This window comes from Rhodococcoides trifolii (assembly GCF_014635345.1).
Classification (GTDB): domain Bacteria; phylum Actinomycetota; class Actinomycetes; order Mycobacteriales; family Mycobacteriaceae; genus Rhodococcoides; species Rhodococcoides trifolii.
Genome location: NZ_BMCU01000003.1, coordinates 576,278 through 598,468 on the forward strand (window position 1 = coordinate 576,278; position 22,191 = coordinate 598,468).

A 22,191-nucleotide genomic window follows, 5' to 3' on the forward strand; every position below is an offset into this window, starting at 1 on the left:
TGCGGCGCCCGGGCTAACTTACGGCCACAGAACTTGAACACCGTTCAAGTCCGGCGAAGGAGTATTCGTGTCACAGTCTCGTTTCTCGGCACGCGACATCGCGCAGGTCGCTGTCTTCGCGGCACTCATCGCGGCGCTCGGGCTTCCCGGTTCCATCACCGTCGGCATCAGTGGTGTGCCGATCACGGTGCAGTCGCTCGGCATCATCCTCGCCGGAGCAATCCTCGGCCCTCGCAAGGGCACGGCTGCCGTCCTGGTACTCCTGGCCCTGGTGGCCATGGGCCTTCCACTGCTGTCGGGCGGACGCGGGGGTCTCGGAGTATTTGCCGGCACCACCGTCGGGTATCTCGTCGGTTGGGTGTTCGGCGCTCTGGTGATCGGCCTACTGACCGCCCGTATCCTGCCGAAGTACCCGCTCTGGGCGGGCTTGGTGGTGAACGTGATCGGCGGAATCGTCGTCATCTACTTCTTCGGCGTCCTCGGCGTGGTCCTGCGCACCGACCTCGGAGTCGCAGCAGCCACCACGTCCATCTTCGCGTACATCCCCGGTGATCTCGTGAAGGTCGTCATCGCAGCCGTGGTCGCCAAGGGTGTGCACCGTGCCTACCCGGGACTGATTCGGTCGGCACCGTCGTCGCTGCGGCCTGCAGACGTGTGACGGACGGCCCGACGGGCACACTTGCCGCATGAGCGTCATCAGGTTCGACGGTGTCTCCCACGCCTACGGCGAGCGACGCGTTCTGTCCGGGATCGATCTCGAACTCACCGAGCACCGTATCGGCATCATCGGCTCGAACGGTTCGGGCAAGTCCACTCTGGCTCGCATGATCAACGGTCTGGTCACACCGTCGTCGGGGAAGGTGACAGTCGACGGCCTCGACGTCTCCCGCAAGGGGGGCGAGGTGCGACGCAAGGTCGGGTTCGTCTTCACCGATCCCGACAATCAGATCGTGATGCCCACTGTCGGTGAGGATCTGGCCTTCTCGCTCCGTCGGTCGAAACTACCCAGAAGCGTGGTTGCCGAACGCGTTCAGAGCATGCTGGAGCGGTTCCGGCTCGACGGTCACGCCGATCACCCTGCGCATCTCCTGTCCGGTGGGCAGAAACAGATGTTGGCCATCGGGGCGGTCCTGATCCGAGAACCAGAAGTGATCGTGGCGGACGAACCGACCACGTTGCTCGATCTTCGGAACGCGCGGATGGTGACGGACGTACTCACCTCGGTAGACCAGCAAGTCATCGTGGTGACCCATCAACTGGCGCTGCTGAACGGATTCGACCGGGTTGTCGTGATACACGAGGGGGCCGTCGTCCACGACGGCACACCCACCGATGCAGTACCCGCATACGAGAAGTTGCTGGCGTGATCGGGCTCTACCAGCCGGGGACGTCGCTCCTGCATCGGCTTTCGGCCGGCACCAAGCTTCTCGGGTTGATGATCACGATCATCGCACTCCTGTTGTTCGTTCGGCGCCCGCTCGACGTCGGTGTCGCCGCCGTCGGCGTGGCCGCACTGTTCGCGGTGGCGCGTATACGTCCGAAGGTCGTTCTCGCGCAACTACGTCCGATGGTGTGGATGCTCGCCGTCATCGCGATCTTTCAGGTGATCCTGACGTCGCCGTCGCGCGCGGTGGTCGTGTGCGGCAGCCTGCTGCTGTCCGTCGCGCTCGCCAGCGTCGTGACCCTGACGACGCGGGTCACCGCCATGCTCGACACCACCTCTCGCGTACTCGGTCCGTTGCGGAGGTTCGGCGTCGACCCGGATCGAGTGGGTTTGCTTCTGGCGCTGACCATTCGGTGCGTTCCATTGCTGGCCGGGATCGTGCGCGACGTCTCGGACGCTCGTAAGGCACGGGGGCTGCAATGGTCGCTGACCGCACTCGCCACCCCGGTCATCGTTCGTGCCCTGCGTACAGCGGACGCCCTCGGGGATTCGCTGCTCGCGCGCGGCGTCGACGATGACTGACCTTCTCACCCACCGAATTTGCGCTGGGTCTCGGATGCACCCGACGCCCTCGCCGTGGTCACAGCGGCCGGCGTGTACTCGTATCGCGAACTCGGTGACGCCGTCTCGACGGTATCTCGGGTGGTGAGCGGCGCCGATCGGGTCGCCGCACTTCCCACAGAGACATGCTGTTCGAGGGCTACTTGACCGAGAGAGGGGTCGAACCAGCAGAGGTGGAACGGGCGTTGATGTCGTGCGACGGAATCCGCGACTCCGCATGCGTCGGCGTTCCGGACGCGCACCGGGGAGAGATTCCCGTTGCCGTTGTCGTGACGACCGACTCAGCACTCGACACCCCGACGGTTCCGCGCCCACCTGCGTCGACTTCTTCCCGAACCCTTGATGCCGGCGCTTCTCTGCCGAGCGCCAACCCTTGCCCGCACCGCGCGCGGCAAAGTGGACCGTTCCGCCCTGCTCGAAGCACTGCAGTCGCTACCTCGCCTGTAATGCGCGGGTACTACCCCACAACGCGAATCCGAGAAGGAGCGCTCCAGGAATCACCGCGCCGATCACGTCGATCAGCGCGACCGGGCCTCCCGCGAAAGCTGCTGCGAGACCAGCGACTCCGCATACCGTCAGGCCAATCGCCAATACTCGGAAGAACGACAACTTCCATACTGCAGCCAATGCGAAGAAGTGCACCCCCACGACGAACGCGATCCACGCGACCGCCGCGTCGGGGACGTTCAAGGGGCCGCTGATCAGCCGCAGCCCCCCGAAAATCGCAACAACCTCGATCGCGACGACGATCCAGTACCCCTTGCCGAAACCACCGCGCACTGGCCCGCTCGGTCGTGCCCGAGGAACACGCCACACTGCCACGACGACAGCGACGAAGGCGAGAACTGCCAGGAGCCCTAGCGCCATCGCGACTGCGCCCGGAAGTGACCCAGTGTTGACGAGCACGAACACGAGTCCGAAGGCTCCGCCGATGATCGAACCGATCTTCTCTGGCGACATGGCCGCAAGTATTACTTGCAGAAGCGAAAGTGTCGCGGGTATCGAGTCGTTTCGATTCGGCTGCAGGCTTTCGGGCAGTCCCCACCCTCTGCGCCCAGAGAAATGTCGGAGCTACTTGCTACCTTCATCTCATCGTTCGAACACCAGTTCGACAGTGGGTCCGGGGGGATCATGATCACCGACTACGCGCAGCACCTGAGCAGTATCGAGGAGCAGTTCACCGAACTCGCCGCACTGAACACCGCGCTCGGTGAGAACAACGACAGGGCCGAGTTGATCCGCCGCCTCGACACTCTCGCCAACCGCGCCCTCGCGTTGCAGTACCCGCTGATCCAGCAACTCACCGAACAGCCCGGCTATGTGTCGTCCGGGCTGACCAAGACGAACGACATCATCGTCGACCTCACCCGCTGCACCCCGCGCGAAGCGAACCAACGACGCAACCGCGCCCGCGACGTCACCGTGAACACCACCCCCGCCGGTGTCCCCGTCCCGCCGCAGCACCCGCGGTTGTGCGCCGCGGTCGCCGACGGGTCCGCGAACCGCCAACACCTCAGAGTCATCGACGACTTCCGCCGCTACCTCTCTCGCGCCGACGCCGACAGCGTCGACCCCGACGACCTCGCTCACGCCGTCGATGCTCTCGGGTACCTCACCCGCCACCTCACCGCCGACGAGTTGGCCCTCGCCGCCCGCGAATACTCCGAACGACTCCTCCCCGACGGATTCCCCGACAAGGACACCAAAGACGTTCCGTTCCTGACCATCTCACCCCCACGCGAGGACGGGCTGCGCCGCATCGTGGGGTTGATCGAGGCAGAACTGCACGCCTACCTCGAACCGTACATGGCCAAATACTCCGCCCCCGGCATGCTCAACCCCGACGACGCAACCCCGATCACCGACCCCGATGCCAGCACCGCCGACGCCGATGCTGCCGACAGCGAGGACACCGACAACGATCGGGTCGACGGCGACCTCACCGAAGACGAGACCGACACCGCGCCCGGCGACCCCGAATCAAGCACGCCCACAGCCGAATCGGCCGAACAGCAAGCCCGCCGCGACACCGCCGCCGCCCGCGACACCCGCACCGCCGGAAAACGGCGCCACGACGCACTCAAATTCGTCCTCCGCACCGCACTGATGTCGGGGAAGTTCGGCACTCACCGCGGCATCCCCGTCTCCGTGGTCATCACCACCGCCCTCGCCGACCTCGACAAAGCATGCGGTTACGTCCGCACCGGCGGCGGCACCCGACTGACCCGAGACGACCTGAGACGCATGGCTACTCACAGCGACAACTACCTCGTCGTGTTCGACGAACACACCCGCAAACCCTTGTACCTCGGACGGACCCGCCGCACCGCCTCACCCGAACAGCGCTACGTCCTGCACGGGTTGGACCGCGGCTGCACCTTTCCCGGCTGCACCGGCACCGCGTACTACAGCGAAGCGCACCACCGCATCGACGACTGGGCCGACGGCGGCAACTCCGACGGCGACGCATTCGCCTTCGCCTGCCCCAAACACCACCGCCTGCACGGAACCGAACCCCACCAGTTCCGTACCTCCGTCGCCCCGCCGGAACACCCGCAGTCCGGGCGGACCCTCTGGCACCACAACACCACCGACCCCACCATGACCCGAGGCCGCATCAACCACGCCCACCACCCCGAGGAATACCTCCTCACCACCTGAACCCCGACAACACGACTCAGCCCCCACCGGACATCCCGGTCGGGGCCAGAAGTCGTCGCAAGATCGATCCATAAGTGCATATGTCCAGACAAACTCTTGACATTGCTTGTGATGTGGATTACACATTGATCGCACCATGAACAGCACGAGCCCGATGCACCTTTCGCCGGTCGTAACCGACCGCGCGTCCGAGAAAGAGACCAGATGACACTGCACAAGAATCGCCGCGCCCTGTCCGCAGCGATCGGCTTGGCCCTCACCGCAACGGTCGTTGCCGGTTGCTCGAGCACCGGTGGTGCGCAGGACACCGGGGGCGGCAGCGGCGGCAACGCCGGCACCGCGGACACCCCGCGCGTGACGATCGCCATGGTCACCCACGAGGCACCGGGCGACACGTTCTGGGACCTGATTCGTAAGGGCGCCGAGGCCGCGGCAGCCAAGGACAACATCGACCTCAAGTACTCCAACGACAACCAGGGTCCCCGCCAGGCCACGCTCGTGCAGTCGGCCATCGACTCGAAGGTCGCGGGCATTGCAGTCACCATGGCGTTCCCCGATGCCATCGCACCCGAGGTCAAGACCGCGACGGACGCCGGAATTCCGGTCACCGTGTTCAACTCGGGCAAGGATCAAGGGCTCGAGGCCGGCGCGATCAGCTACTTCGGTCAGGACGAGAACATTGCGGGCACCACGGCCGGTCAGCGTCTCACGTCGGAGGGCGCCAAGAAGGCCATCTGCGTCGTGCAGGAGCAGGGATCGGTCGCGCTGGAGGCTCGTTGCGCCGGCGCCAAGCAGGGCTTCACCGGCGGAAGCATGGAGAACCTGAACGTCAACGGAACCGATCTTCCGTCCGTTCAGGCGACCATCAGCGCCAAGCTGCAGTCCGACCCGTCCATCGACACCGTGCTCACCCTCGGCGCACCGATCGCACTCACCGCGGTGCAGTCGATCCAGTCGAACAACAGCAACGCCAAGGTCGTCACCTTCGACACCAACGCTGCCCTCGTCGACGCCATCAAGGGTGGAGACGTCCAGTGGGCCATCGACCAGCAGCCCTACCTGCAGGGCTACCTGGCCGTCGACCAGCTGTGGCTCTACCTCAACAACAAGAACATCATCGGTGGTGGCCAGCCGGTCCTGACCGGACCGTCGTTCATCGACGCGTCCAACATCGATGCAATCGCAGAACTTGCACAGGGCGGCACGCGCTAGTCGACACAGGGCGGCACGCGCTAGCTCGAAACGCAGACTCGACCGGCCCGGAGTGACCCTCCGGGCCGGTTGTCGTCGTACGGTGTTTGCATGAGCGAAACACCCGTCCGCAAGCGGAGATCGACGTTACCCAGCACCCCCGAGTTCGGCACGTACATGTCGACCGGCTGGGACGACGTACCCGATCGGCGCCCGGATCAGCGCGAGGTGGCAGTGTTCGCAGCCCGCCGCCGGGCCGCGGTGTCCGCGCGACACCCCGGAAACTGGCTGGTCGTTCCGGCCGGCGATCTGGTCCAGCGATCCAACGACACCGACTACCCTTTCCGCGCACACTCCGGTTTCGCACACCTCACCGGATGGGGAGCGGACACCATCCCGGGTTCGGTCCTTGTCCTGGAACCCGTTGCCGAAGGACCACATTCGGCAACTTTGTTCTTTCCCGCCGCGCCGGGCCGCGACACCACCGAGTTCTTCACCGACGCGCGTACGGGTGAATTCTGGACCGGTCCGCGCCCGTCGCTTGCCCATGTCGAAGCCGAGTTGGGACTGCGCACGCGCCCTCTGTCGGAACTGCCCGAGGTCCTGAGTTCGCTCGGTGACGACACTGCCGTCGTGACCGAAGCCGACCCCGAAGTGAACGAACTCCTCTCTCGAACACCTTCCGTCGCAAGCACACTCGACTCCGACCTGTTCCGGACACTGTCCGAGATCCGCCTGGTCAAGGACGACTACGAGATCGCGCAGATGCGCCGCGCCATCGACGCCACCGCGCGCGGATTCGACGACATCGTGACGGGCCTTCCCATCAGCTCGGGTCACGTTCGCGGAGAACGACTGGTGGAGGGCGTGTTTCACTCGCGCGCACGTCTCGAGGGCAACGACGTGGGGTACGCGACCATCGCCGCTTCGGGTCACCATGCCACCGTGCTGCACTGGGAGAAGAACGACGGACCGGTGCTCGCCGGAGATCTCCTCCTGGTGGATGCCGGTGTGGAGATGGACAGCTACTACACCGCCGACATCACCCGAACCGTTCCGGTCGACGGACACTTCTCCCCGGTTCAGCGGCAGGTGTACGAGGCGGTTCTCGACGCCGCCGATGCGGCGTTCGCGGTCACTCGGCCCGGGGTGCGCTTCCTCGACGTCCACGAGGCGGCGATGGCAGTGATCGCGGCGAGGCTCGACGAGTGGGGCCTGCTCACGATGAGCGTCGAGGAGGCTCTCGAACGCGACAATCAGCCGCACCGCCGATACATGGTGCACGGCACGAGCCACCACCTCGGACTCGACGTCCACGACTGCGCGCAGGCGCGACTGGAGCTGTACCAGGAGGGCGTGCTCGAGGAGGGCATGATCTTCACGATCGAACCGGGCCTGTACTTCCAGTCGACCGATCTGACGGTTCCCGCGGAGTACCGCGGGATCGGGGTGCGGATCGAAGACGACATTCTCGTCACGGCCAACGGCGCGGAAAACATGTCCGTCGGCCTCCCGCGCAGCGCCGACGACGTCGAGGCCTGGGTTGCTCGGCTAGCCTTGTAACGGTCGAACGTATGTTCGAATCGGTGCTAGAGTCGGTCGACAGGTCGAGTCGAGCGCGGAGGTCACCGTCATGAACACCACAGCGTCATGAATACCCCGGGTAACACCGACGAGTTGTCCGGTCTGATCAGCGAATTGACCGACATCGACCGCCGCCGTGTCGAGATCGGACTCAGGCTTGCGGAACTCGAGTTCGAGTTCCGCAAGGCACGGGCAGAGACCGCCGAACGGCGTGCGCGCGACGCTTTCGTACGCCGCTACCAGGGCCGAATCCTCGAGCTGGCCGACGGGTTGCGGGAGTAGCACTCACAACGGCAGCGCGGTTTCCTTCGTGCCGGCAGGAGCGCCGACGCGGCGAAACCACTCGGTGCCGAAGGCTGCAGCGAGCTGCTCGTCGGGCATGTCCCGGAACGGGCCGAAGTCACCGATCTGAGTCGCGTGCGCGTGCATTGCCGCACGCTTCGCCGGCATCGCCGCGACCACGTTCACCGCGGTGGTGATCTGGTCCGCCGGGAGACCCATCTGCTCGATGTCGGGCACCGAGGAATCGTTCTCCTCCCATGCCGGGTTTGCCTTGACGAGTTCGCGAAAGTGGTCTCGGTTCACAGTGGACTCGTACACATTCTCGATTCCTGCGATTTCCGCGGCGCGCACACCGACGTCGTGGACGCGGATGTGGTCCGGGTGTCCGTACCCACCGTTCGCGTCGTAGATGGTCAGGACGTCGGTGCGCTCCTCGGTCAGGATGTCGGCGAGGCGCCGACTCGCGGTGTCGCGATCGACGTTCGCGAACGCTACGGGGTTCGAATTATCTTCTGTCCCAGCCATTCCGGAATCCGCGTACCCCAGCATGACGACGCGGTCGGCGCCGAGAACGCGTGCGGATTCCTCGAGTTCGAGACGGCGACGGTCGGCCAGCGACTGACCGGGCGCCAGAATTCCCTCGGGGTATTCGCCGAGCGCACCGTCCGTTGCCGTCACGAGGACCACACGATGCCCGGCATCGGCCGCGAGACGCATCACTCCCCCGGTGTTGAACACTTCGTCGTCGGGATGTGCGTGGAAACAAACCAAAACGCTCATCGTCGAGATGCTGCCATGTCCTGTCGACGGGCGTCACTCGGCTACCTCGACAGGAAGGCCGTGACGTGATGCTCGATGGCGTCGGGTCGATCGAGCTGCAAGAAATGGCCGGCCGACGGCACCACGACGACGTCACTGCCCTCGGGCAACAGACGGTTCATCCCCTCGGCGAAGTCTGCCGAGAAGCATCCGTCGTCGCCGCCATGGAGATAGAGCATGGGGACCCGCGGCGAGTGACCCCAGACTTGCTGGGCCGCTCGGTACCGCGCGGGTACGTTCGGCCGCCGCAGGGCGCGGTAATACCCGAGCGCCGCAGTCCGGTGTTCGCGGGACCCCAGGGAGTCGAGCACCGCGTCGATGTCGTCGGACGCATCGTACGTCGGCGACCAGCACGACCACAGCGCAGGCATGAGTCGCCGGAACACCTGTTCCGGAGCGAACGGCAGTTGAAAGAACGCCATGTACGAACTGCGGAGGGCCTGCTCGCCGAACAACGCAACCTTGCTCAGTCCCGCGCGGCCGCCGGCAGCAGCGATGGCCGGCGTCGGCGGAACGGACATCGACACCACCCTCGCGAACGGCGAATCGGCAAAGGCAGCAAGGCCGTTGACGGTCACCGCGCCCCAGTCGTGCCCGATCACCACCGCTCGCTCGTCACCGCCGAGTGCAGCGTGCACCCCGATGGCATCGTCCATGAGCGCCCCGACGTGATAACTCCCGTCGGTCGGAATCGACGACGGCGCATACCCTCTTGTGAACGGCGCCACCACCCGCCACCCCGCATCGGCAAGCGCCGGGCCGAGATGCCGCCAGGTGTGCGCGGTGTCCGGAAAGCCGTGCAAGCACACAGCCAACGGGCCGTCCACCGGTCCCCACGTCAACGCCTCGAGGGTGACACGATCCAGCTCGACGGTGAGGCGCCCCGGAGCCGTCACAGCTGGTTCCCAAGAGCGTCGAGGAAGGCCACCTGCGCGGGCAACATCTTCCGTCGTGCGTCGTCCAGGGCGAACCACTCGACGCGGTCGATTTCCGGGAACGACTTCATCAGCCCCGATCCTCGTGGCCACTCCATCTCGAAGTCGTTGCTGACGGACGTCGCGGGGTCGAGGTCACCCTCGACGGCGAAGGCCACCACCGTCTTTCCGCTTTTCTGCCTCACCGAGCCCAGGTCGAGGCGCGGACCGGCGGGCACGTCGCTTCCCACCTCCTCGCGGAACTCGCGACACGCGGCGTCCCACGGGTCTTCGTCGGTGAACTCGCCCTTGAGGACGGACCACGATCCGTCGTCCTTGCGTGCGAAGTACGGTCCACCGGGGTGACCCAACAGCACCTCGACGTCGCCGGATGCTGTGCGATACAACAAAATCCCTGCGCTCGTCTTCGCCGTCGTCACGGGCGAGGGGCGAGGCCGTCTCGCTGAGCCACGTACTCGAGGAAGTCGACGAGTTCACTGTCGAGAACCAGCGCCTTGCCGTCCACCGATTCCTGATCGAGGACCGAGTACAGCTCCGGCGGGACATCTCCATGTCGACTCTCGATCATCACCGTCTGCTGAGCGGGGGTCAGGCCGTCGAACCAGGCCTGCCGGGCGGCCTTGCGGACCTCGATCGTGTCGACCAGTTCACTGGAGACGGACGGGTTGTGGAACAGGGCAACGCGACGACGTTGATGCATCGTGTCCCATTGGTCGATCGCAGTCTTGGCCATGAGCTCAACACTAGGCGCGACCCGCCGCAGCTCGGCGACCCCGGGACCGGTACTCGTCGGCCTCGAGACTCGACGACCCCGGCCGCGGCTCAGTGCCGACCGACCCGGGCTCTGGTCTGCGGGTCGAGGTGGCGGGTGCGTCCACCGCCGGCCACCTTCGCCTCGTACATCGCGTAGTCGGCGTCCTCGAGAATCTGTTCGGCGGTGCGGGAGTCGCCACCGGCGAACATCACCACGCCGATACTCGCGCCGAGCGTGACGTCGGAGCCGTCGACTTCGGTCACGCCTGCGAGCGCGGCGTGCAGACGGTCCGCCAGACGGTCGACATCGACTCGGTCGACCCCACCAAGCAGCAACGCGACGAACTCGTCCCCGCCCAGACGGCCGACGACGTCCACTCGACGGACCGCACGGCGCAGACGATCTCCCACCGTCCGCAGCACCGCGTCTCCCGCTCGGTGACCCAACGTGTCGTTCACGGTCTTGAGCCGGTCCAGGTCGATGAACAGCACCGCCGCCGACAACGCGGACGGCACCGTCAGCGCCGACCCGATCGCCGACACGACGGCAGCGCGGTTGGGCAGACCGGTGAGCACGTCGTGGGTGGCCCGGAACTCCAGACGCTGGGTGGCGTCGCGTTCGGCGGTGATGTCGGTGAAGGAGGTCACCAGCGACGAGTGCTCGGGGTCGTCCGGATTGAGGAGGGAGCAACTTCCCGCCAGCCACACGAATTGTCCGTCGGCTCGCGCCACTCCGATCACGTAGCCCGGATTGGCGCGGCCGCTGCGCAGGGTCTGCATCACCGGATGATCGAGCATGTCCAGAGGCTGTCCGTCGGCGGTGAACATCGGCAGGCTGAAGTCCTCGCAACGCGCGGAGTTCGTGGCGTCGGCGACAGGCAGACCGAGGATCCGACACGCAGCCGGGTTGGCGCTCTCGACCGTGCCGGCCCGCGAGATGACGACCACTCCCTCGTCGAGCGAGGTCACGACGGTGCGGAAATGCTGCTCGGCCCGATGCAGAGCCGTGGAGTCGGTGCAGATCAGCACGTAACCGTCGGCCATCGGCGCGGCCGACACCCGCACCACACGGGTGGACCCGTCGGCGGTGCTGTGTACCTCGTGGGAGACACCGCCTCCCGAGACGATCGACGCCGGGGACAGGTCTGCGCCGACCACGTCGGAAATCGGCCGGCCGATCGCGTCGGCCGCCGTCAGTTGGTAAATGGTTGCCGCGGCCGGGTTCCAGCTGGTGACGGTCCCGTCGAAGGTGGTCGAGATGATGGCGTCGCTGACGTGTTCGACGAGCGCGGCTTGGAAGCGCAGGGTCGATTCGGCGGCCTTCTGCGCGGTGAGATCGCGGAACACCACTTCGTAGGCGGGTCGCCCCTCCCAGACGGTGCGAACGGAGACGGCTTCGACCGTGATGGTCTGCCCGTCCAGGCGCAGGAGGTCGGCTTCGGAAGGCTCCGACGCATCTCCCTCCTCGCGCAACGTGGCGATGCGGGCGACGACTGCCGCGACGGATTCCGGTGCGATGACGTCGCTGATGGACCGCCCGACCAAATCGTCGCTCGACTGGGCTCCCATCCACCGCACAGCGGTCGGATTGACGTAGACCACGCGCCCCGATTCGTGCACGCAGATGGCGTCGGGACTGTGGTCGACGAGCCGGCGATACCGCTCGTCGGCACCCCGATCGTTCATGTTGCTCCCCGCTCCGGCCCGTCTGTGAACTACATCATGACCTAGAAACCTGAGAGTCGGTTCTCGGTCCCGGTACGGGCTGCAGAATGCCGTGTCCATCGGCGTTAATCAAGGTGTGGTCGCCCGCAGGAGGCGACCCCCTACAGGAGGACACGATGCAGGCACAACGGATAGATCGAGGAATGGCCGTCGCGGGACTCGGAACCGTCACCGGATACGGATGGGGTCGAGACGTTCTGTGGAACGGACTCGTCAGCGGCAAGCCCGCCGCCCAGCTGGTCGGTGGGTACGGGGTCGAGCGCGACGAGGAAGTGTGGCTGTCGCGGGTTCCGCACGGCGGTGAGGAGCGGGACGGCAGTCGGTCGGGACGGGCCACGGCAGCCGCGGTGCGCGAAGCCTTGACCGACGCCCGCGGGCGGGGGTGGACCCCCGGCCGCACGGTGGGATTCCTGCACGCGGTGGTGCTGTCGGAAGCCGATGAATGGCGCAGCTTCCTCGGCGAGGAAGGTGGACATCGGCGGGTGCGGGACTACCTCACCCTCATGCCGTCAACCACGGTGTCGAAGCTGATGCGTGAGTTCGACTTTCACGGTCCTGCGATGAACCTGTCGGCCATGTGCTCGTCCGGGAACGCCGGTCTGATCACCGCGAAGATGTGGCTCGACGCGGGCATCGCCGACGACGTCGTGTTCGTCTCGACGGATCTGTCGACCACGCCGGAGAACGTCGAACACTTCACCGCACTCGGCGTCAGTGTGGTGGACGCCGAACCGCTCGACGCGTGCCGGCCCTTCCAAGAGGGGAGTCGGGGGTTCCCCGCGGGCGAGGCGTCGGTCGCGTTCGTTCTCTCCCGCGACGTGGAGCGCCCCTACCTCGACGTTCTCGGCGGATCGATGTCCCACGACGGGTACCACGTGACGTCGGTCGATCCCGAACTCACGCACGTCCGGCGGTGCGTGATCGACGCCCTCGACAACGCGGGGGTCGCTGCGGAGAGCATTCGCTACATCAACGCTCACGGTCCCGGAACTGCCCAGTGCGACCGCGCCGAGGCCACGATCCTCGACACGGTGTTCTCGTCGATCCCGGAGATCTACTCGGTCAAACCGCTGGTCGGCCACTGCCAGGGAGCGGCGGCGTCGGTCGAGATCGCAGCTACAGCGCTCGCGTTCGAGCACGGCGTCATCCCCGCCCCGCCGATGGTGTCGGCCGGACACCCACGGCTTCTCGACGGGCCGACCGAACTCCAGGACGGGCTGACGCTCAAATCGTCACTGGGAATGGGAGGGCACAACTCCGCGGTGGTGCTGGCGCCACCCGCGTGACGTCGTGAGGCCGCAGTGTGGACCCGGTACCGCCGGGTCCACACTGGGTCGATGGACGTCACGTTGCGGGCGAGTGCCGACTGCCCGGCCGATGTCGTGCGCATCGGCGCGGGCCGTGGTGTCACCTCCGGTCGACAGATACGGGTGATCACCCGTTCCTACGGACCGATGCTCGTGACGGTGGCCGTGGATTCAGCACTGACACGATCCGATTGCGCCGTGGTGTCGCCGACGCGGTTCGCCCGGCTCGACGCAACCACCGCATTACTCGACTCCTGTTGTACCGCATCGTCTCTCACTGACGACGAAGCGCGAGCGCAGCTCGAGATGGTCGAACGGATCGTCGACGACGGGCACCGTCGGTCGCTGATCGCCATCGCGCCGCACGGAGGTGACATCGAACCGACTACGGATGCGCAGGCCGAGCGACTGGCCGCAGTGCTGGGCAACGCCTCCGCCTGGTCGGCTCGGGCGTGGTCCCCGACTGCTGCGTTCGCACGGTGGCACGTGCCGTCGACCCGCCTGAGCCCCGACTGCTTTCCCATCCTGAAACCGTTGATGGACAGGGGTTTCGAGCGCACCGTCGCCTTCCACGGCTGCTCGTTCGACGGGGTGGTCGTCGGTGGGACGTTACCGTCGACGGTACGACGGGCCGTCGCACAGGCGGTCACGGCAGTCGTGGGTCCGTTCGGTTTCCCGGTGGTTCTCGCCGAACCCGAGAGCCGCTACAGCGGCCGCGATCCCCGCAACATCGTGAACCGGTTGTGCGCCGGCGACGAAGGTTCCCTGCAGCTCGAACAGGGGCTGCGGGTGAGGGCCAGGTTCTGGCGCGAAATCGCCGACGCGGTGGCCTCGACCTTGGCTACATTTGCGGTATGACTTCTCCCGCACTCGGTGTCGTGTTCCGTCCGCAGTTGCCTCCGGAGGACCTGCGGGGTGTAGCCACCGCCGCCGACCGGTCCGGGCTCGACCAGCTGTGGCTCTGGGAGGACTGCTTTCTCGAAGGCGGATTCACTACCGCCGCAACCGCTCTCGCGTGGACGGAGAACCTGAACATCCACGTCGGCGTCTTTCCGGTCCCGCTACGCAACGCTGCTCTTGCGGCGATGGAAGTCGCCACGCTGGCTCGCATGTTCCCCGGCAGGTTTCACCCCGGCTTCGGACACGGAGTGCAGGACTGGATGGGCCAGGTGGGCGCTCGCGTAGCGTCACCCCTCACTCTCCTCGACGAATACGTGGGGGCGGTATCGGCGCTGCTGCGCGGGGAGACCGTCGACGTTCGTGGCAGGTACGTCGAACTCGCGTCCGTCACCCTCGATTGGCCACCGCAAGTGGTGCCGTCGATCGGGGTGGCCGCCACCGGACCGCGCACCCTCGAGGCGACCGGACGCATCGGGGACTGGACCGTCCTGACGTCCGAGACCACGCCCGACGGTGTCACCGCGGCGCGCACTGCCGTTCAGCGAGGACGCGACGCGGTGGGCCGCACCGATCCGGTTCACCTCGTCGTGTACGTGAGCAGTGCACGGGAATCGGGTGGAGTCACTGCCGGCGGGACCGCAGCGGCCATTGCGGCGGTCGTGCGCGAATACGCTGCGGCCGGAGCAGATTCGGTCGTTCTCGAACCGACGCCGGACGAACCCGATCCGGTCGGCTTCGTCGAATTCGTCGCGCAGGACGTGGCCGCTGCGCTCTGACGAGTGGTCAGGCTTGCTCTCGTGAGCACCACCATGTCGTACGTCCGCCGACGGTGCCGCGAACCATCGGTGCACCGCATCGTGGGCACGTCGCATCCGCTTTCCTGGACGGGATGATCTCGCCGGTGTGGACGCCCCCGTGCTTGATTGCGGCCCGAATCGACTTGCGCAGTTGCTTTCTCAGGTCGTCGAGCTCCTCCGTGGTCAACGTGTTCGCGCGACGTGACGGCGATTGCGCACTCTGCCACAGGACTTCGTCGGCGAGCAGATTCCCGACACCGGACAGCACCGCCTGATCCAGCAGTCGTGCCTTGAGCGCGGTGGTGCTCTTGCCGATGCGTTCGCGGAACTGATCGCGGTCGATCTCTGCGGCGTCCGGACCGAGTGCGTCGATGTCGGGCTCGAGCCGCACCCGCCCGAGACGGCGCTTGTCGAACAACCGCAGCTGGCCACCGTCGTCGAAGGTCATCGTGAATCGAGTCCACTCCGGCTTGTCGGTGTCGCGGACGCCGACGTGCGGATCGCCACCGCCGTAGGAGGACTGCTGATCCCCTTCGGGTGCAGTGACGATGATCCGGCCGCCCATCCCGAGGTGCATGCCGAGTGTCGGCCCGGCGGAACCGTCGGCCGTGACCGTGTCGCACCACATCGCTTTGCCACGGCGGTTGGCCTGCACCAGTTGCCCGCCGACGAGGGCGTCGGCGATCTCTCCTGGCCGGTGCGGGCGGCACTCGTAGGTGTCGCGGTCGTCGATGTCGGTGATGACTCGATGCAGACCCTTCTCGACGACCTGTCGGGCGTTCTCGACTTCGGGAAGTTCTGGCACCCTTCTTTTCTACACACGATCGAGACTCGAAGTACGCGCGCCGTCCGAACGATTCGCTGGAGCGCACACCGGTTGTGGCGACCGCACACGGGTTCCAGTCGACTGCAGGGTGTGTGCGGTCGACGAAACCCGTGTGCGCTCTACTCGATGGGTCCTACGGCGTGCATCCTGCGGGCGGTGCCGGCGGGGTGCACCCGGCAGCCGGAGGTGCAGGCGGAGCCGGCGGCGTCGAACCATCCGCCGGAGCAGGCGGAGCCGGCGGCGTCGAACCATCCGCCGGAGCAGGCGGAGCCGGCGGCGTCGAACCATCCGCCGGAGCAGGCGGAGCCGGCGGCAACCATCCGCCGGAGCAGGCGGAGCCGGCGGCGTCGAACCATCCGCCGGAGCAGGCGGAGCCGGCGGCGTCGATCCATCAGCAGGCGGTGCAGGCGGAGCCGCTGGCCCTCCTGCGGCGGGTCCTCCCGCAGGACCACCGGCGGGCGGTGCGGGCGGAGTGGGGCAATCTGCCTGGGGCGCGTCACTGCTCGGCGCCTGGCTCTCCGTCGTGGAGGGGGCACTGCTGCCGCCACCCCCATCGGCGAGGGCGACGGCCGATCCGCCGCAGGCGATACCCAGGGCGAGCACGCCGCCCCCGATCAGGACGCGAGTCCGGCGGGCAGTCGATAGTCCGTTCATGAAAATTCCTCCTCGTGACGTTTCCGGCTCCGACTGGTGCGGAACCGACTGACCCGAGCATTGGCAGGAAACCTGAAGCCGACCTGAAGAGGGCGTGGTCTTCAGAAACTCTTCAGGCCCGACCCGCATGATGGTGTCCGTGAGCCCACCCCGTCCGCGCGTCCTGGTCGTCGAGGACAACGAGTCCATTCGCGTTGCGGTGGCGGCGGACGTCGATGCCTCGGGAGCTCTGGTCCACGAATGCTCCGACGGCCGCGAGCTCGAGAAGCTCCTGGACTCGTTTCGGCCCGACCTGGTGATCCTGGACATCATGCTTCCGGGGCGGGACGGGATCGAACTGATGAAGGTGGTCCGCGGGACCAGCAGCGCCGGAGTCATCCTGCTGACCGCGCGTGACGCCGTGGAGGACCGCGTTCACGGGCTCGCCGCCGGTGCCGACGACTACGTGGTGAAGCCGTTCGCGATGGCCGAACTGCTGGCGCGAGTCGAGTCGGTCCTGCGGCGGATGGGCCGCGTCCCCAGTGCGGTCACGGTCGGTGACATCGTGCTGGATACCAACTCCGGCGACGCAACGCGCGGAGGGCACGACCTGGAGCTGACCACCACCGAGTGGCGCCTCCTGTCGTATCTCGCCGCGCAGCGCGGGAGAACGGTGAGCAAGACGCAGATCCTCACGCAGGTGTGGGGTTACGACAACTACGACGCAAACCTGGTCGAGGTTCACGTGAGTGCGCTCCGACGAAAACTGGAGGCCCACGGTCCGCGGGTGGTGCACACGCGTCGCGGCATCGGGTACGTGCTCACCGCATGACCGAGTCGTCCACCCTGCACACGGCATCGCTGCGACGTCGGCTGATTCTCTCGGCGATGTCAGTGATGGCGATCGTCCTCGTCGTCGTCGTGGTGGCCACGAGCGTTCTTCTCGAAGCGCAGCTCCGTTCATCGGCCACCAGCGGTCTGGCGGGCCGAGCATCGACCGCACAGCAGATGCTCGACCGCGGCTCCGAGCCGGCGGAAATCGTCGCTGCCGCAACCGGACCCAACATTGCGGCCCAGCTGATCACGACGGACGGAAGGGTGTACGGCAATCTCGCTCTCCGTCCTGCAGCAGACGCACCGAAGCCGCCGTCTCCCCCCTCCGGTGGTCCCGGTACGCCGTCGGGTGCGCCGACTCCCCCTGATCCCGCACCTCCCGCTGAGGTGACGGAAACGCAGGTGTCGACGTCGACGCTGTCCGACGGCTCGGTCCTGACAGTGGCGGTCGACGCGTCGGCCATCTCCGATATTCGACGGCAGCTTCTGTTGATCCTCGTTCCCGTGGTGCTCGCCGCGGCGGCGTTGGCCGCACTTGCGTTGTCGCTGGCTGTCTCTCGGGGTCTTCGGCCGTTACGGGCGATGACTGCTGTCGCCCGCTCGATCACCACCGGCAACCGGGGGCACCGGCTGAAGCCCGACGACGCACGCACCGAACTCGGGGAGACGGCAGCGGCTTTCGACGAGATGCTCGATGCACTCGAGGGGGCGGAAGTCCGCGAACGTGACGGCGCCGCCCGTACGCGCCGATTCTTCGACGACGCCGCCCACGATCTGCGCACACCGGTGGCGGGTGTCGCGGCGGCCGCCGAGGCGCTGTTGCGCGCCGGCCCGGAGGCCGACGCGGACGTGCGGGAGAGGTTGCAGCTGTTGATGGTTCGCGAGGCTCGCCACGCGGCTCGGCTGATCGACGACCTCCTGGCCGCCGCGAGGATCGAGACGACCGCAGATCTGACCACGGCGCCCGTCGACTTGGTGGAACTCGTGCGCGCCGATGCCGACCGGGTGCGGGTGCTCGCACCCGAGACCGCGGTGACCGTCGTCGGCGACTCGGTCGTCGCGAACGTCGACCGGGTGCGGATGGCGCAGGTGCTCGCAAACCTGACCGACAACGCGCGCCGGCACAACCCACCCGGCACGGACATCACCGTGTCCGTCGAAGGAACCGACCACGGCGCTCGAATCGTCGTGCGCGACAACGGCCTCGGCATCGCGCCCGAGGACCGCGAGCGTGTGTTCGACCGCATGGTCAGACTCGACAACGCGCGGTCGTCATCGGACGGATCCGGCCTCGGTCTCGCCATTGCGCGCACGCTGGTACGTCAGCACGGCGGCGAGATCGTCTGTGTCGGAAACGAACCCGACGTCGGCTCGTCGTTCGAGATCACACTGCCTCTATCGAAAATCACACTGCCTCATCAGTGAGAGCGCGCCCTCGACCCTCCCGCTTCGCCCGGTACAGCAACATGTCGGCGCGGTCGAAGCACTCCCAGAAGCTCTCGCCCGGTCGGGTCGTCGAGTACCCGGCGGAGAACGTGACCCACCCGGGCATCGACGCGGCGACGGCCGCCAACTCGTCCAGGATCGCGGCAGCGACGGGTGCGTCGGACCGAGGAAGCGCTAGCACGAATTCCTCACCGCCCCAACGTGAGCACAGTCCTCGCGCGCCGGCTACCTCCTGCATCCGATGGGCGAACGCCACGATCAGGTCGTCGCCGGCGTGATGGCCGTGGGCGTCGTTGTAGGACTTGAAGTGGTCCAGATCCAGGACCGCGAGCGTCAGCGGTTGTCCTCGATCAGGGGTCGACGCCAGCAGACGCAGCCGATCACGCCAACCCCGCCTGTTGAGCAACCCGGTCAAGGGGTCGGTGGAGGCCAGCGTGTTCAGTTCGTCCTCGGCGAGACGGCGGCTGGTGGTGTCGTTGACCACGGCCATCGTCCACCGCTCCCCCGACGGGCCGACGACGGCTTCCGCTGCGACCCACCCCCACCGCACCGACCCGTCGGGACGGATGTAGCGCTTCTCGACGCGCAACTGCTCGCCGCGTGCCCGCGCATCGGACATGGTCTGTTCCATGGCGGCGTGCTGCGCGAGGTCGTCGGGATGGGTGTACCCGCGGGACGACATGCCGAGAAGCTCGGCTTCGCTGCGGCCGAGGACCGTGCAATACGCCTCGTTCATCATCACCAGCAGACCGTCCTCGTCCGCGAGCGCAATTCCTACCGGACTGCACTCGAAGAGAATTCGGTACCACTGTTCGTCGACACCCACGAGCCGACTTTACCGAGAGCGCGGGCGATTCAGACGGGACGAAGCAACGAACGTCGCCGCGGCGGGACGTACTGGGGCTCTTTGTCGCGCAGCAGCCGCAGCGCTCGACGCAATTCGAGTCGGGTGTCGGCCGGTTCGATGACAGCATCGATGAAGCCACGCTCGGCAGCCATGTACGGGGTAGCGATGAACTCGTTGTAGAAGTCGATGAAGCCCTGCCGCACTTCGGGTCCACGGTCCCCGGCCGCTTCGATCTCCCTCTTCTTGAGCAGCGCGACCGCACCCTCGGCGCCCATCACCGCAATGCGCGCCGTCGGCCATGCGAAGTTGATGTCGGCGCCCAAGTTCTTCGACCCCATCACCGCGTAACCGCCGCCGTACGCCTTGCGGATCACCACGGTGACCTTGGGAACGGTGGCCTCGATGATGGCCGCTAGCAACTTGGCACCGCGGTAGATCACACCGCCGCTCTCCTGTTCGAGGCCGGGCAGGTACCCCGGAATGTCGACCACCGAGATGATCGGGATGTTGTAGGCGTCGCAGATCAGGAGGAAGCGGGCCGCCTTCTCCGAACTCTTGATGTCGAGCGCCCCGCTGAGGTACAGCGGCTGGTTCGCCATCACGCCCACCGTGCGTCCGTCGACGCGGGAGAAGCCGGTGATCACGTTCGGGGCGTACTCCGAACTGACCTCGTGAAACTCGCCGTCGTCGAAGAGGCGGATCAGGACGTCGTGCATGTCGTAGGCCGCGTTGTCGGAGTCGGGCAGAAAGGTGTTCAGGCCGCGGTCCGAGTCGGTGACGGTGGGCTCGATTCCGGGGTTCACGAGCGGGGTGTCCTCGTGGCAGTTGGTCGGCAGGTAGCCCAGCAACGTCCGCACCCATTCGAACGCGTCCGTCTCCGTCTTGGCGACGTGGTGGACGGTTCCGTAACTGGCCTGGGCGCGTGCACCGCCGAGGTCTTCGATGGAGATCTTCTCGCCCGTAACGCTCTCGAGAATCTCCGGACCGGTGACGAACATGTACGCCTGGTCCTCGACGGCGACGACGAAGTCGGTGCAGGCAGGTGAGTAGGCGGCGCCGCCGGCGCATTTGCCCAGCATGATCGAGATCTGGGGCGCGAGACCGGAGATCATGGCCTGCCGCTTCCCGATCTCGGCGTAGAACGCGAGGGAGTTCACCGATTCCTGCACCCGGGCGCCGCCTGAGTCGTTGATGCCGATGAGCGGGCACCCGATCTTCACCGCGAGTTCCATGATGGCGCAGACCTTGCGGCCGAACATCTCGCCGAGGCTGCCGCCGAAGACGGTCTGATCGTGCGAGTACACGACGACGGGACGCCCTTCGACGGTTCCGCGGCCGGTCACGACGCCGTCGCCGTACGCGTAGTCGGGACTCCCGACGGCTTTGACGAGGGCGCCGTACTCGACGAAGCTGCCCCGGTCGAGAATCATGTCGATTCGCTCACGTGGCGTGGGCAGTCCGAGCGATTTACGTTTGGCGATCGCCTTCACGCTGCCGGCGTTGTCGGCCAGGTCGAGTTTGTGGCGCAGTTCCGCGAGCTTGTCTGCCGTTGTCTTCACCGTGAACCCCTTTTGTCGTTCCAGCAGCCCCCGCTCGCGGACGATACGGATGCCGAAACGGCTGTGAATTCTCACATCGGGGTCAGGGCGCCTCCGGGGCCCAGCCTTCGAGGGTCGAGAGATCGGGGTACGAGCTCTGCGTGCCCACCCGAAGAGTGGCGTAGGCGCCCACCCTGGCGGCGTAAGTTGCTGCGTCCGAGAGACTTTCGCCTGCCGCGAGACGTGCGGCCAGCGCGCCGGTGAAGGCGTCTCCGGCACCGGTGGTGTCCACCGGCTCGACCGACGGCGCCGGAACGATCACGACGGTGGGATCACCGTCCGCGTCCAGAACCACCGCTCCTCGGGCGCCGCGCGTGACGACGGCGGTTCGTATCGAGAGCGTGGCCAGCGTCGAGACCACATCTGTCCAGTCGTGCACGGGCCCGTCGACGAGCAGCTCGAGTTCGTGCTCGTTCACCAGCAGCACGTCACCCGGTTCGAGCAGGTCGGTGACGGCCTCGAACGGCGACAGATTGACGAGGATTCGCGCCCCGGCGTCGCGCCCCCGGCGGGCGGCATCGCGCACCACCTCGAGCGGCGCCTCCAAGCACAGGCAGACCACCCGCACTCCGTCGAACGCGTCCAAGTGTCTGTCGAGCGACGCGGGAGCGAGTCGGCCGTTCGCGCCTGCGCTCACGACGATGGTGTTCTCGCCCGCCGCGTCGACGGTGATCACCGCGGTGCCGGTGACCGCGTCCTCGATACGCTCGACTCGGGTGATGTCGACGGCGGCGGCGTCGAGCGAGGCCAGCACGATGTCGGCGTGAGCGTCGTCCCCTACCGCGCCGATCATCGCGACGCGACTCCCGAGTCTCGACGCCGCGACCGCCTGGTTGGCACTCTTGCCGCCTGCGCCCACGATCAGGTCGTCGCCGTGCACGGTCTCACCCCCGCGAGGAAATCGCTCGGTGCGCACGATCAGGTCGGCGTTCAGGGAGCCGACGACCAGGACGTCGAGAGGAGGTTCGGTGCTCACCGGCGTCACTCTATTGATGTCGTCAGAACGGCACCTCGGTACGTCAACATCGCGTCAAGACCGTCGACGCTC

23 protein-coding genes and 1 pseudogene are annotated in these 22,191 nt (G+C 66.7%); 13 read left to right on the forward strand and 11 right to left on the reverse strand.

Translation table 11 applies throughout. From position 1 onward, the window contains the following. Positions 1-67: 67 nt before the first annotated feature. The 4 genes and pseudogenes from IEW02_RS15980 to IEW02_RS25360 form a co-directional block, all read left to right on the forward strand. Complete coding sequence (locus IEW02_RS15980) at positions 68-658, forward strand: biotin transporter BioY (RefSeq protein WP_229746072.1); 591 nt, start codon at positions 68-70, stop codon at positions 656-658. 28 nt (positions 659-686) lie between these two features. Further along, positions 687-1,367, forward strand: a complete 681-nt coding sequence (locus IEW02_RS15985; protein WP_188545814.1) for an energy-coupling factor ABC transporter ATP-binding protein — start codon at positions 687-689, stop codon at positions 1,365-1,367. Beyond that, on the forward strand, positions 1,364-1,966 hold the full coding sequence (locus tag IEW02_RS15990; protein WP_188545815.1) for an energy-coupling factor transporter transmembrane component T family protein: 603 nt from the start codon (positions 1,364-1,366) through the stop codon (positions 1,964-1,966). The genes IEW02_RS15985 and IEW02_RS15990 overlap by 4 nt, the downstream gene beginning before the upstream one ends. A 164-nt stretch (positions 1,967-2,130) precedes the next feature. Next, a pseudogene (locus tag IEW02_RS25360) lies at positions 2,131-2,274 on the forward strand (AMP-binding enzyme); the annotation flags it as partial. Between the two features lie 163 nt (positions 2,275-2,437). Here IEW02_RS25360 and IEW02_RS16000 read toward each other — a convergent pair. Then, complete coding sequence (locus tag IEW02_RS16000) at positions 2,438-2,965, reverse strand: hypothetical protein (protein WP_188545816.1); 528 nt, start codon at positions 2,963-2,965, stop codon at positions 2,438-2,440. A 171-nt stretch (positions 2,966-3,136) separates the two neighbouring features. Between IEW02_RS16000 and IEW02_RS16005 the strand changes: the two genes are divergently transcribed. The 4 genes from IEW02_RS16005 (at position 3,137) to IEW02_RS16020 (ending at position 7,723) form a co-directional block, all read left to right on the forward strand. Beyond that, positions 3,137-4,666 (forward strand): HNH endonuclease signature motif containing protein, encoded by a 1,530-nt coding sequence (locus IEW02_RS16005; protein WP_188545817.1) that lies wholly within the window; start codon positions 3,137-3,139, stop codon positions 4,664-4,666. A 204-nt stretch (positions 4,667-4,870) separates the two neighbouring features. After that, positions 4,871-5,878 (forward strand): substrate-binding domain-containing protein, encoded by a 1,008-nt coding sequence (locus IEW02_RS16010; RefSeq protein WP_188545818.1) that lies wholly within the window; start codon positions 4,871-4,873, stop codon positions 5,876-5,878. Between the two features lie 90 nt (positions 5,879-5,968). Then, positions 5,969-7,420, forward strand: a complete 1,452-nt coding sequence (locus IEW02_RS16015) for an aminopeptidase P family protein (RefSeq protein WP_188545819.1) — start codon at positions 5,969-5,971, stop codon at positions 7,418-7,420. Positions 7,421-7,507: 87 nt separating this feature from the next. Continuing rightward, a complete protein-coding gene (locus IEW02_RS16020; RefSeq protein WP_188545820.1) occupies positions 7,508-7,723 on the forward strand; it encodes a hypothetical protein in 216 nt (71 codons plus the stop codon). Between the two features lie 3 nt (positions 7,724-7,726). Here IEW02_RS16020 and IEW02_RS16025 read toward each other — a convergent pair whose 3' ends face one another. From IEW02_RS16025 to IEW02_RS16045, 5 genes are all read right to left on the reverse strand, one after another. After that, positions 7,727-8,503, reverse strand: a complete 777-nt coding sequence (locus tag IEW02_RS16025; RefSeq protein WP_188545821.1) for a PIG-L family deacetylase — start codon at positions 8,501-8,503, stop codon at positions 7,727-7,729. Positions 8,504-8,544: 41 nt separating this feature from the next. Continuing rightward, complete coding sequence (locus IEW02_RS16030) at positions 8,545-9,438, reverse strand: alpha/beta fold hydrolase (protein ID WP_188545822.1); 894 nt, start codon at positions 9,436-9,438, stop codon at positions 8,545-8,547. Further along, on the reverse strand, positions 9,435-9,863 hold the full coding sequence (locus IEW02_RS16035; protein WP_229746073.1) for an NUDIX hydrolase: 429 nt from the start codon (positions 9,861-9,863) through the stop codon (positions 9,435-9,437). The genes IEW02_RS16030 and IEW02_RS16035 overlap by 4 nt, the downstream gene beginning before the upstream one ends. Before the next feature lie 29 nt (positions 9,864-9,892). After that, positions 9,893-10,210, reverse strand: coding sequence for a hypothetical protein (locus tag IEW02_RS16040; protein ID WP_188545824.1), 318 nt, complete (start codon positions 10,208-10,210; stop codon positions 9,893-9,895). Positions 10,211-10,299: 89 nt separating this feature from the next. Continuing rightward, positions 10,300-11,916, reverse strand: a complete 1,617-nt coding sequence (locus IEW02_RS16045) for a sensor domain-containing protein (RefSeq protein WP_188545825.1) — start codon at positions 11,914-11,916, stop codon at positions 10,300-10,302. A gap of 155 nt (positions 11,917-12,071) precedes the next feature. Between IEW02_RS16045 and IEW02_RS16050 the strand changes: the two genes are divergently transcribed. Genes IEW02_RS16050 through IEW02_RS16060 form a run of 3 tightly spaced genes read left to right on the forward strand, consistent with a single transcriptional unit; the run spans position 12,072 to position 14,938 of the window. Then, on the forward strand, positions 12,072-13,241 hold the full coding sequence (locus IEW02_RS16050; RefSeq protein ID WP_188545826.1) for a beta-ketoacyl synthase N-terminal-like domain-containing protein: 1,170 nt from the start codon (positions 12,072-12,074) through the stop codon (positions 13,239-13,241). Between the two features lie 51 nt (positions 13,242-13,292). Next, positions 13,293-14,120, forward strand: coding sequence for a poly-gamma-glutamate hydrolase family protein (locus tag IEW02_RS16055; RefSeq protein WP_188545827.1), 828 nt, complete (start codon positions 13,293-13,295; stop codon positions 14,118-14,120). Then, entirely contained in the window at positions 14,117-14,938 is an 822-nt protein-coding gene (locus IEW02_RS16060; protein WP_188545828.1) for an LLM class flavin-dependent oxidoreductase, read from the forward strand. The genes IEW02_RS16055 and IEW02_RS16060 overlap by 4 nt, the downstream gene beginning before the upstream one ends. Positions 14,939-14,945: 7 nt before the next feature. On the opposite strand, the gene IEW02_RS16065 is transcribed toward IEW02_RS16060, so the two are convergent. Together IEW02_RS16065 and IEW02_RS16070 are read right to left on the reverse strand one after the other, a co-directional pair. Beyond that, entirely contained in the window at positions 14,946-15,764 is an 819-nt protein-coding gene (locus IEW02_RS16065; RefSeq protein ID WP_188545829.1) for an Fpg/Nei family DNA glycosylase, read from the reverse strand. Positions 15,765-15,904: 140 nt separating this feature from the next. Beyond that, on the reverse strand, positions 15,905-16,285 hold the full coding sequence (locus IEW02_RS16070) for a hypothetical protein (RefSeq protein WP_188545830.1): 381 nt from the start codon (positions 16,283-16,285) through the stop codon (positions 15,905-15,907). Between the two features lie 284 nt (positions 16,286-16,569). On the opposite strand from IEW02_RS16070, the gene IEW02_RS16075 reads away from it, so the two are divergent. Together IEW02_RS16075 and IEW02_RS16080 are read left to right on the forward strand one after the other, a co-directional pair. Continuing rightward, complete coding sequence (locus IEW02_RS16075; protein ID WP_188546167.1) at positions 16,570-17,250, forward strand: response regulator transcription factor; 681 nt, start codon at positions 16,570-16,572, stop codon at positions 17,248-17,250. Continuing rightward, positions 17,247-18,677 carry a HAMP domain-containing sensor histidine kinase gene (locus IEW02_RS16080; RefSeq protein WP_188545831.1) on the forward strand — a complete coding sequence of 477 codons (1,431 nt, stop codon included), beginning with the start codon at positions 17,247-17,249 and terminating at the stop codon, positions 18,675-18,677. The genes IEW02_RS16075 and IEW02_RS16080 overlap by 4 nt, the downstream gene beginning before the upstream one ends. On the opposite strand, the gene IEW02_RS16085 is transcribed toward IEW02_RS16080, so the two are convergent. The 3 genes from IEW02_RS16085 to IEW02_RS16095 form a co-directional block, all read right to left on the reverse strand. Next, entirely contained in the window at positions 18,658-19,524 is an 867-nt protein-coding gene (locus IEW02_RS16085) for a GGDEF domain-containing protein (protein WP_188545832.1), read from the reverse strand. The genes IEW02_RS16080 and IEW02_RS16085 overlap by 20 nt on opposite strands. 29 nt (positions 19,525-19,553) lie before the next feature. After that, positions 19,554-21,104 (reverse strand): acyl-CoA carboxylase subunit beta, encoded by a 1,551-nt coding sequence (locus IEW02_RS16090; protein WP_188545833.1) that lies wholly within the window; start codon positions 21,102-21,104, stop codon positions 19,554-19,556. Between the two features lie 82 nt (positions 21,105-21,186). Continuing rightward, positions 21,187-22,119 carry a ribokinase gene (locus tag IEW02_RS16095; protein WP_188545834.1) on the reverse strand — a complete coding sequence of 311 codons (933 nt, stop codon included), beginning with the start codon at positions 22,117-22,119 and terminating at the stop codon, positions 21,187-21,189. Between the last annotated feature and the right edge of the window lie 72 nt (positions 22,120-22,191).

What these genes read in the sequence shown, in the direction of transcription:
- IEW02_RS15985 (WP_188545814.1), top strand. Translation starts at nt 687, where the DNA reads ATGAGCGTCATCAGGTTCGACGGTGTCTCCCACGCCTACGGCGAGCGA.
- IEW02_RS16000 (WP_188545816.1), bottom strand. Translation starts at nt 2,965, where the DNA reads ATGTCGCCAGAGAAGATCGGTTCGATCATCGGCGGAGCCTTCGGACTC.
- IEW02_RS16005 (WP_188545817.1), top strand. Translation starts at nt 3,137, where the DNA reads ATGATCACCGACTACGCGCAGCACCTGAGCAGTATCGAGGAGCAGTTC.
- IEW02_RS16010 (WP_188545818.1), top strand. Translation starts at nt 4,871, where the DNA reads ATGACACTGCACAAGAATCGCCGCGCCCTGTCCGCAGCGATCGGCTTG.
- IEW02_RS16015 (WP_188545819.1), top strand. Translation starts at nt 5,969, where the DNA reads ATGAGCGAAACACCCGTCCGCAAGCGGAGATCGACGTTACCCAGCACC.
- IEW02_RS16020 (WP_188545820.1), top strand. Translation starts at nt 7,508, where the DNA reads ATGAATACCCCGGGTAACACCGACGAGTTGTCCGGTCTGATCAGCGAA.
- IEW02_RS16025 (WP_188545821.1), bottom strand. Translation starts at nt 8,503, where the DNA reads ATGAGCGTTTTGGTTTGTTTCCACGCACATCCCGACGACGAAGTGTTC.
- IEW02_RS16040 (WP_188545824.1), bottom strand. Translation starts at nt 10,210, where the DNA reads ATGGCCAAGACTGCGATCGACCAATGGGACACGATGCATCAACGTCGT.
- IEW02_RS16045 (WP_188545825.1), bottom strand. Translation starts at nt 11,916, where the DNA reads ATGAACGATCGGGGTGCCGACGAGCGGTATCGCCGGCTCGTCGACCAC.
- IEW02_RS16050 (WP_188545826.1), top strand. Translation starts at nt 12,072, where the DNA reads ATGCAGGCACAACGGATAGATCGAGGAATGGCCGTCGCGGGACTCGGA.
- IEW02_RS16055 (WP_188545827.1), top strand. Translation starts at nt 13,293, where the DNA reads ATGGACGTCACGTTGCGGGCGAGTGCCGACTGCCCGGCCGATGTCGTG.
- IEW02_RS16060 (WP_188545828.1), top strand. Translation starts at nt 14,117, where the DNA reads ATGACTTCTCCCGCACTCGGTGTCGTGTTCCGTCCGCAGTTGCCTCCG.
- IEW02_RS16075 (WP_188546167.1), top strand. Translation starts at nt 16,570, where the DNA reads ATGGTGTCCGTGAGCCCACCCCGTCCGCGCGTCCTGGTCGTCGAGGAC.
- IEW02_RS16080 (WP_188545831.1), top strand. Translation starts at nt 17,247, where the DNA reads ATGACCGAGTCGTCCACCCTGCACACGGCATCGCTGCGACGTCGGCTG.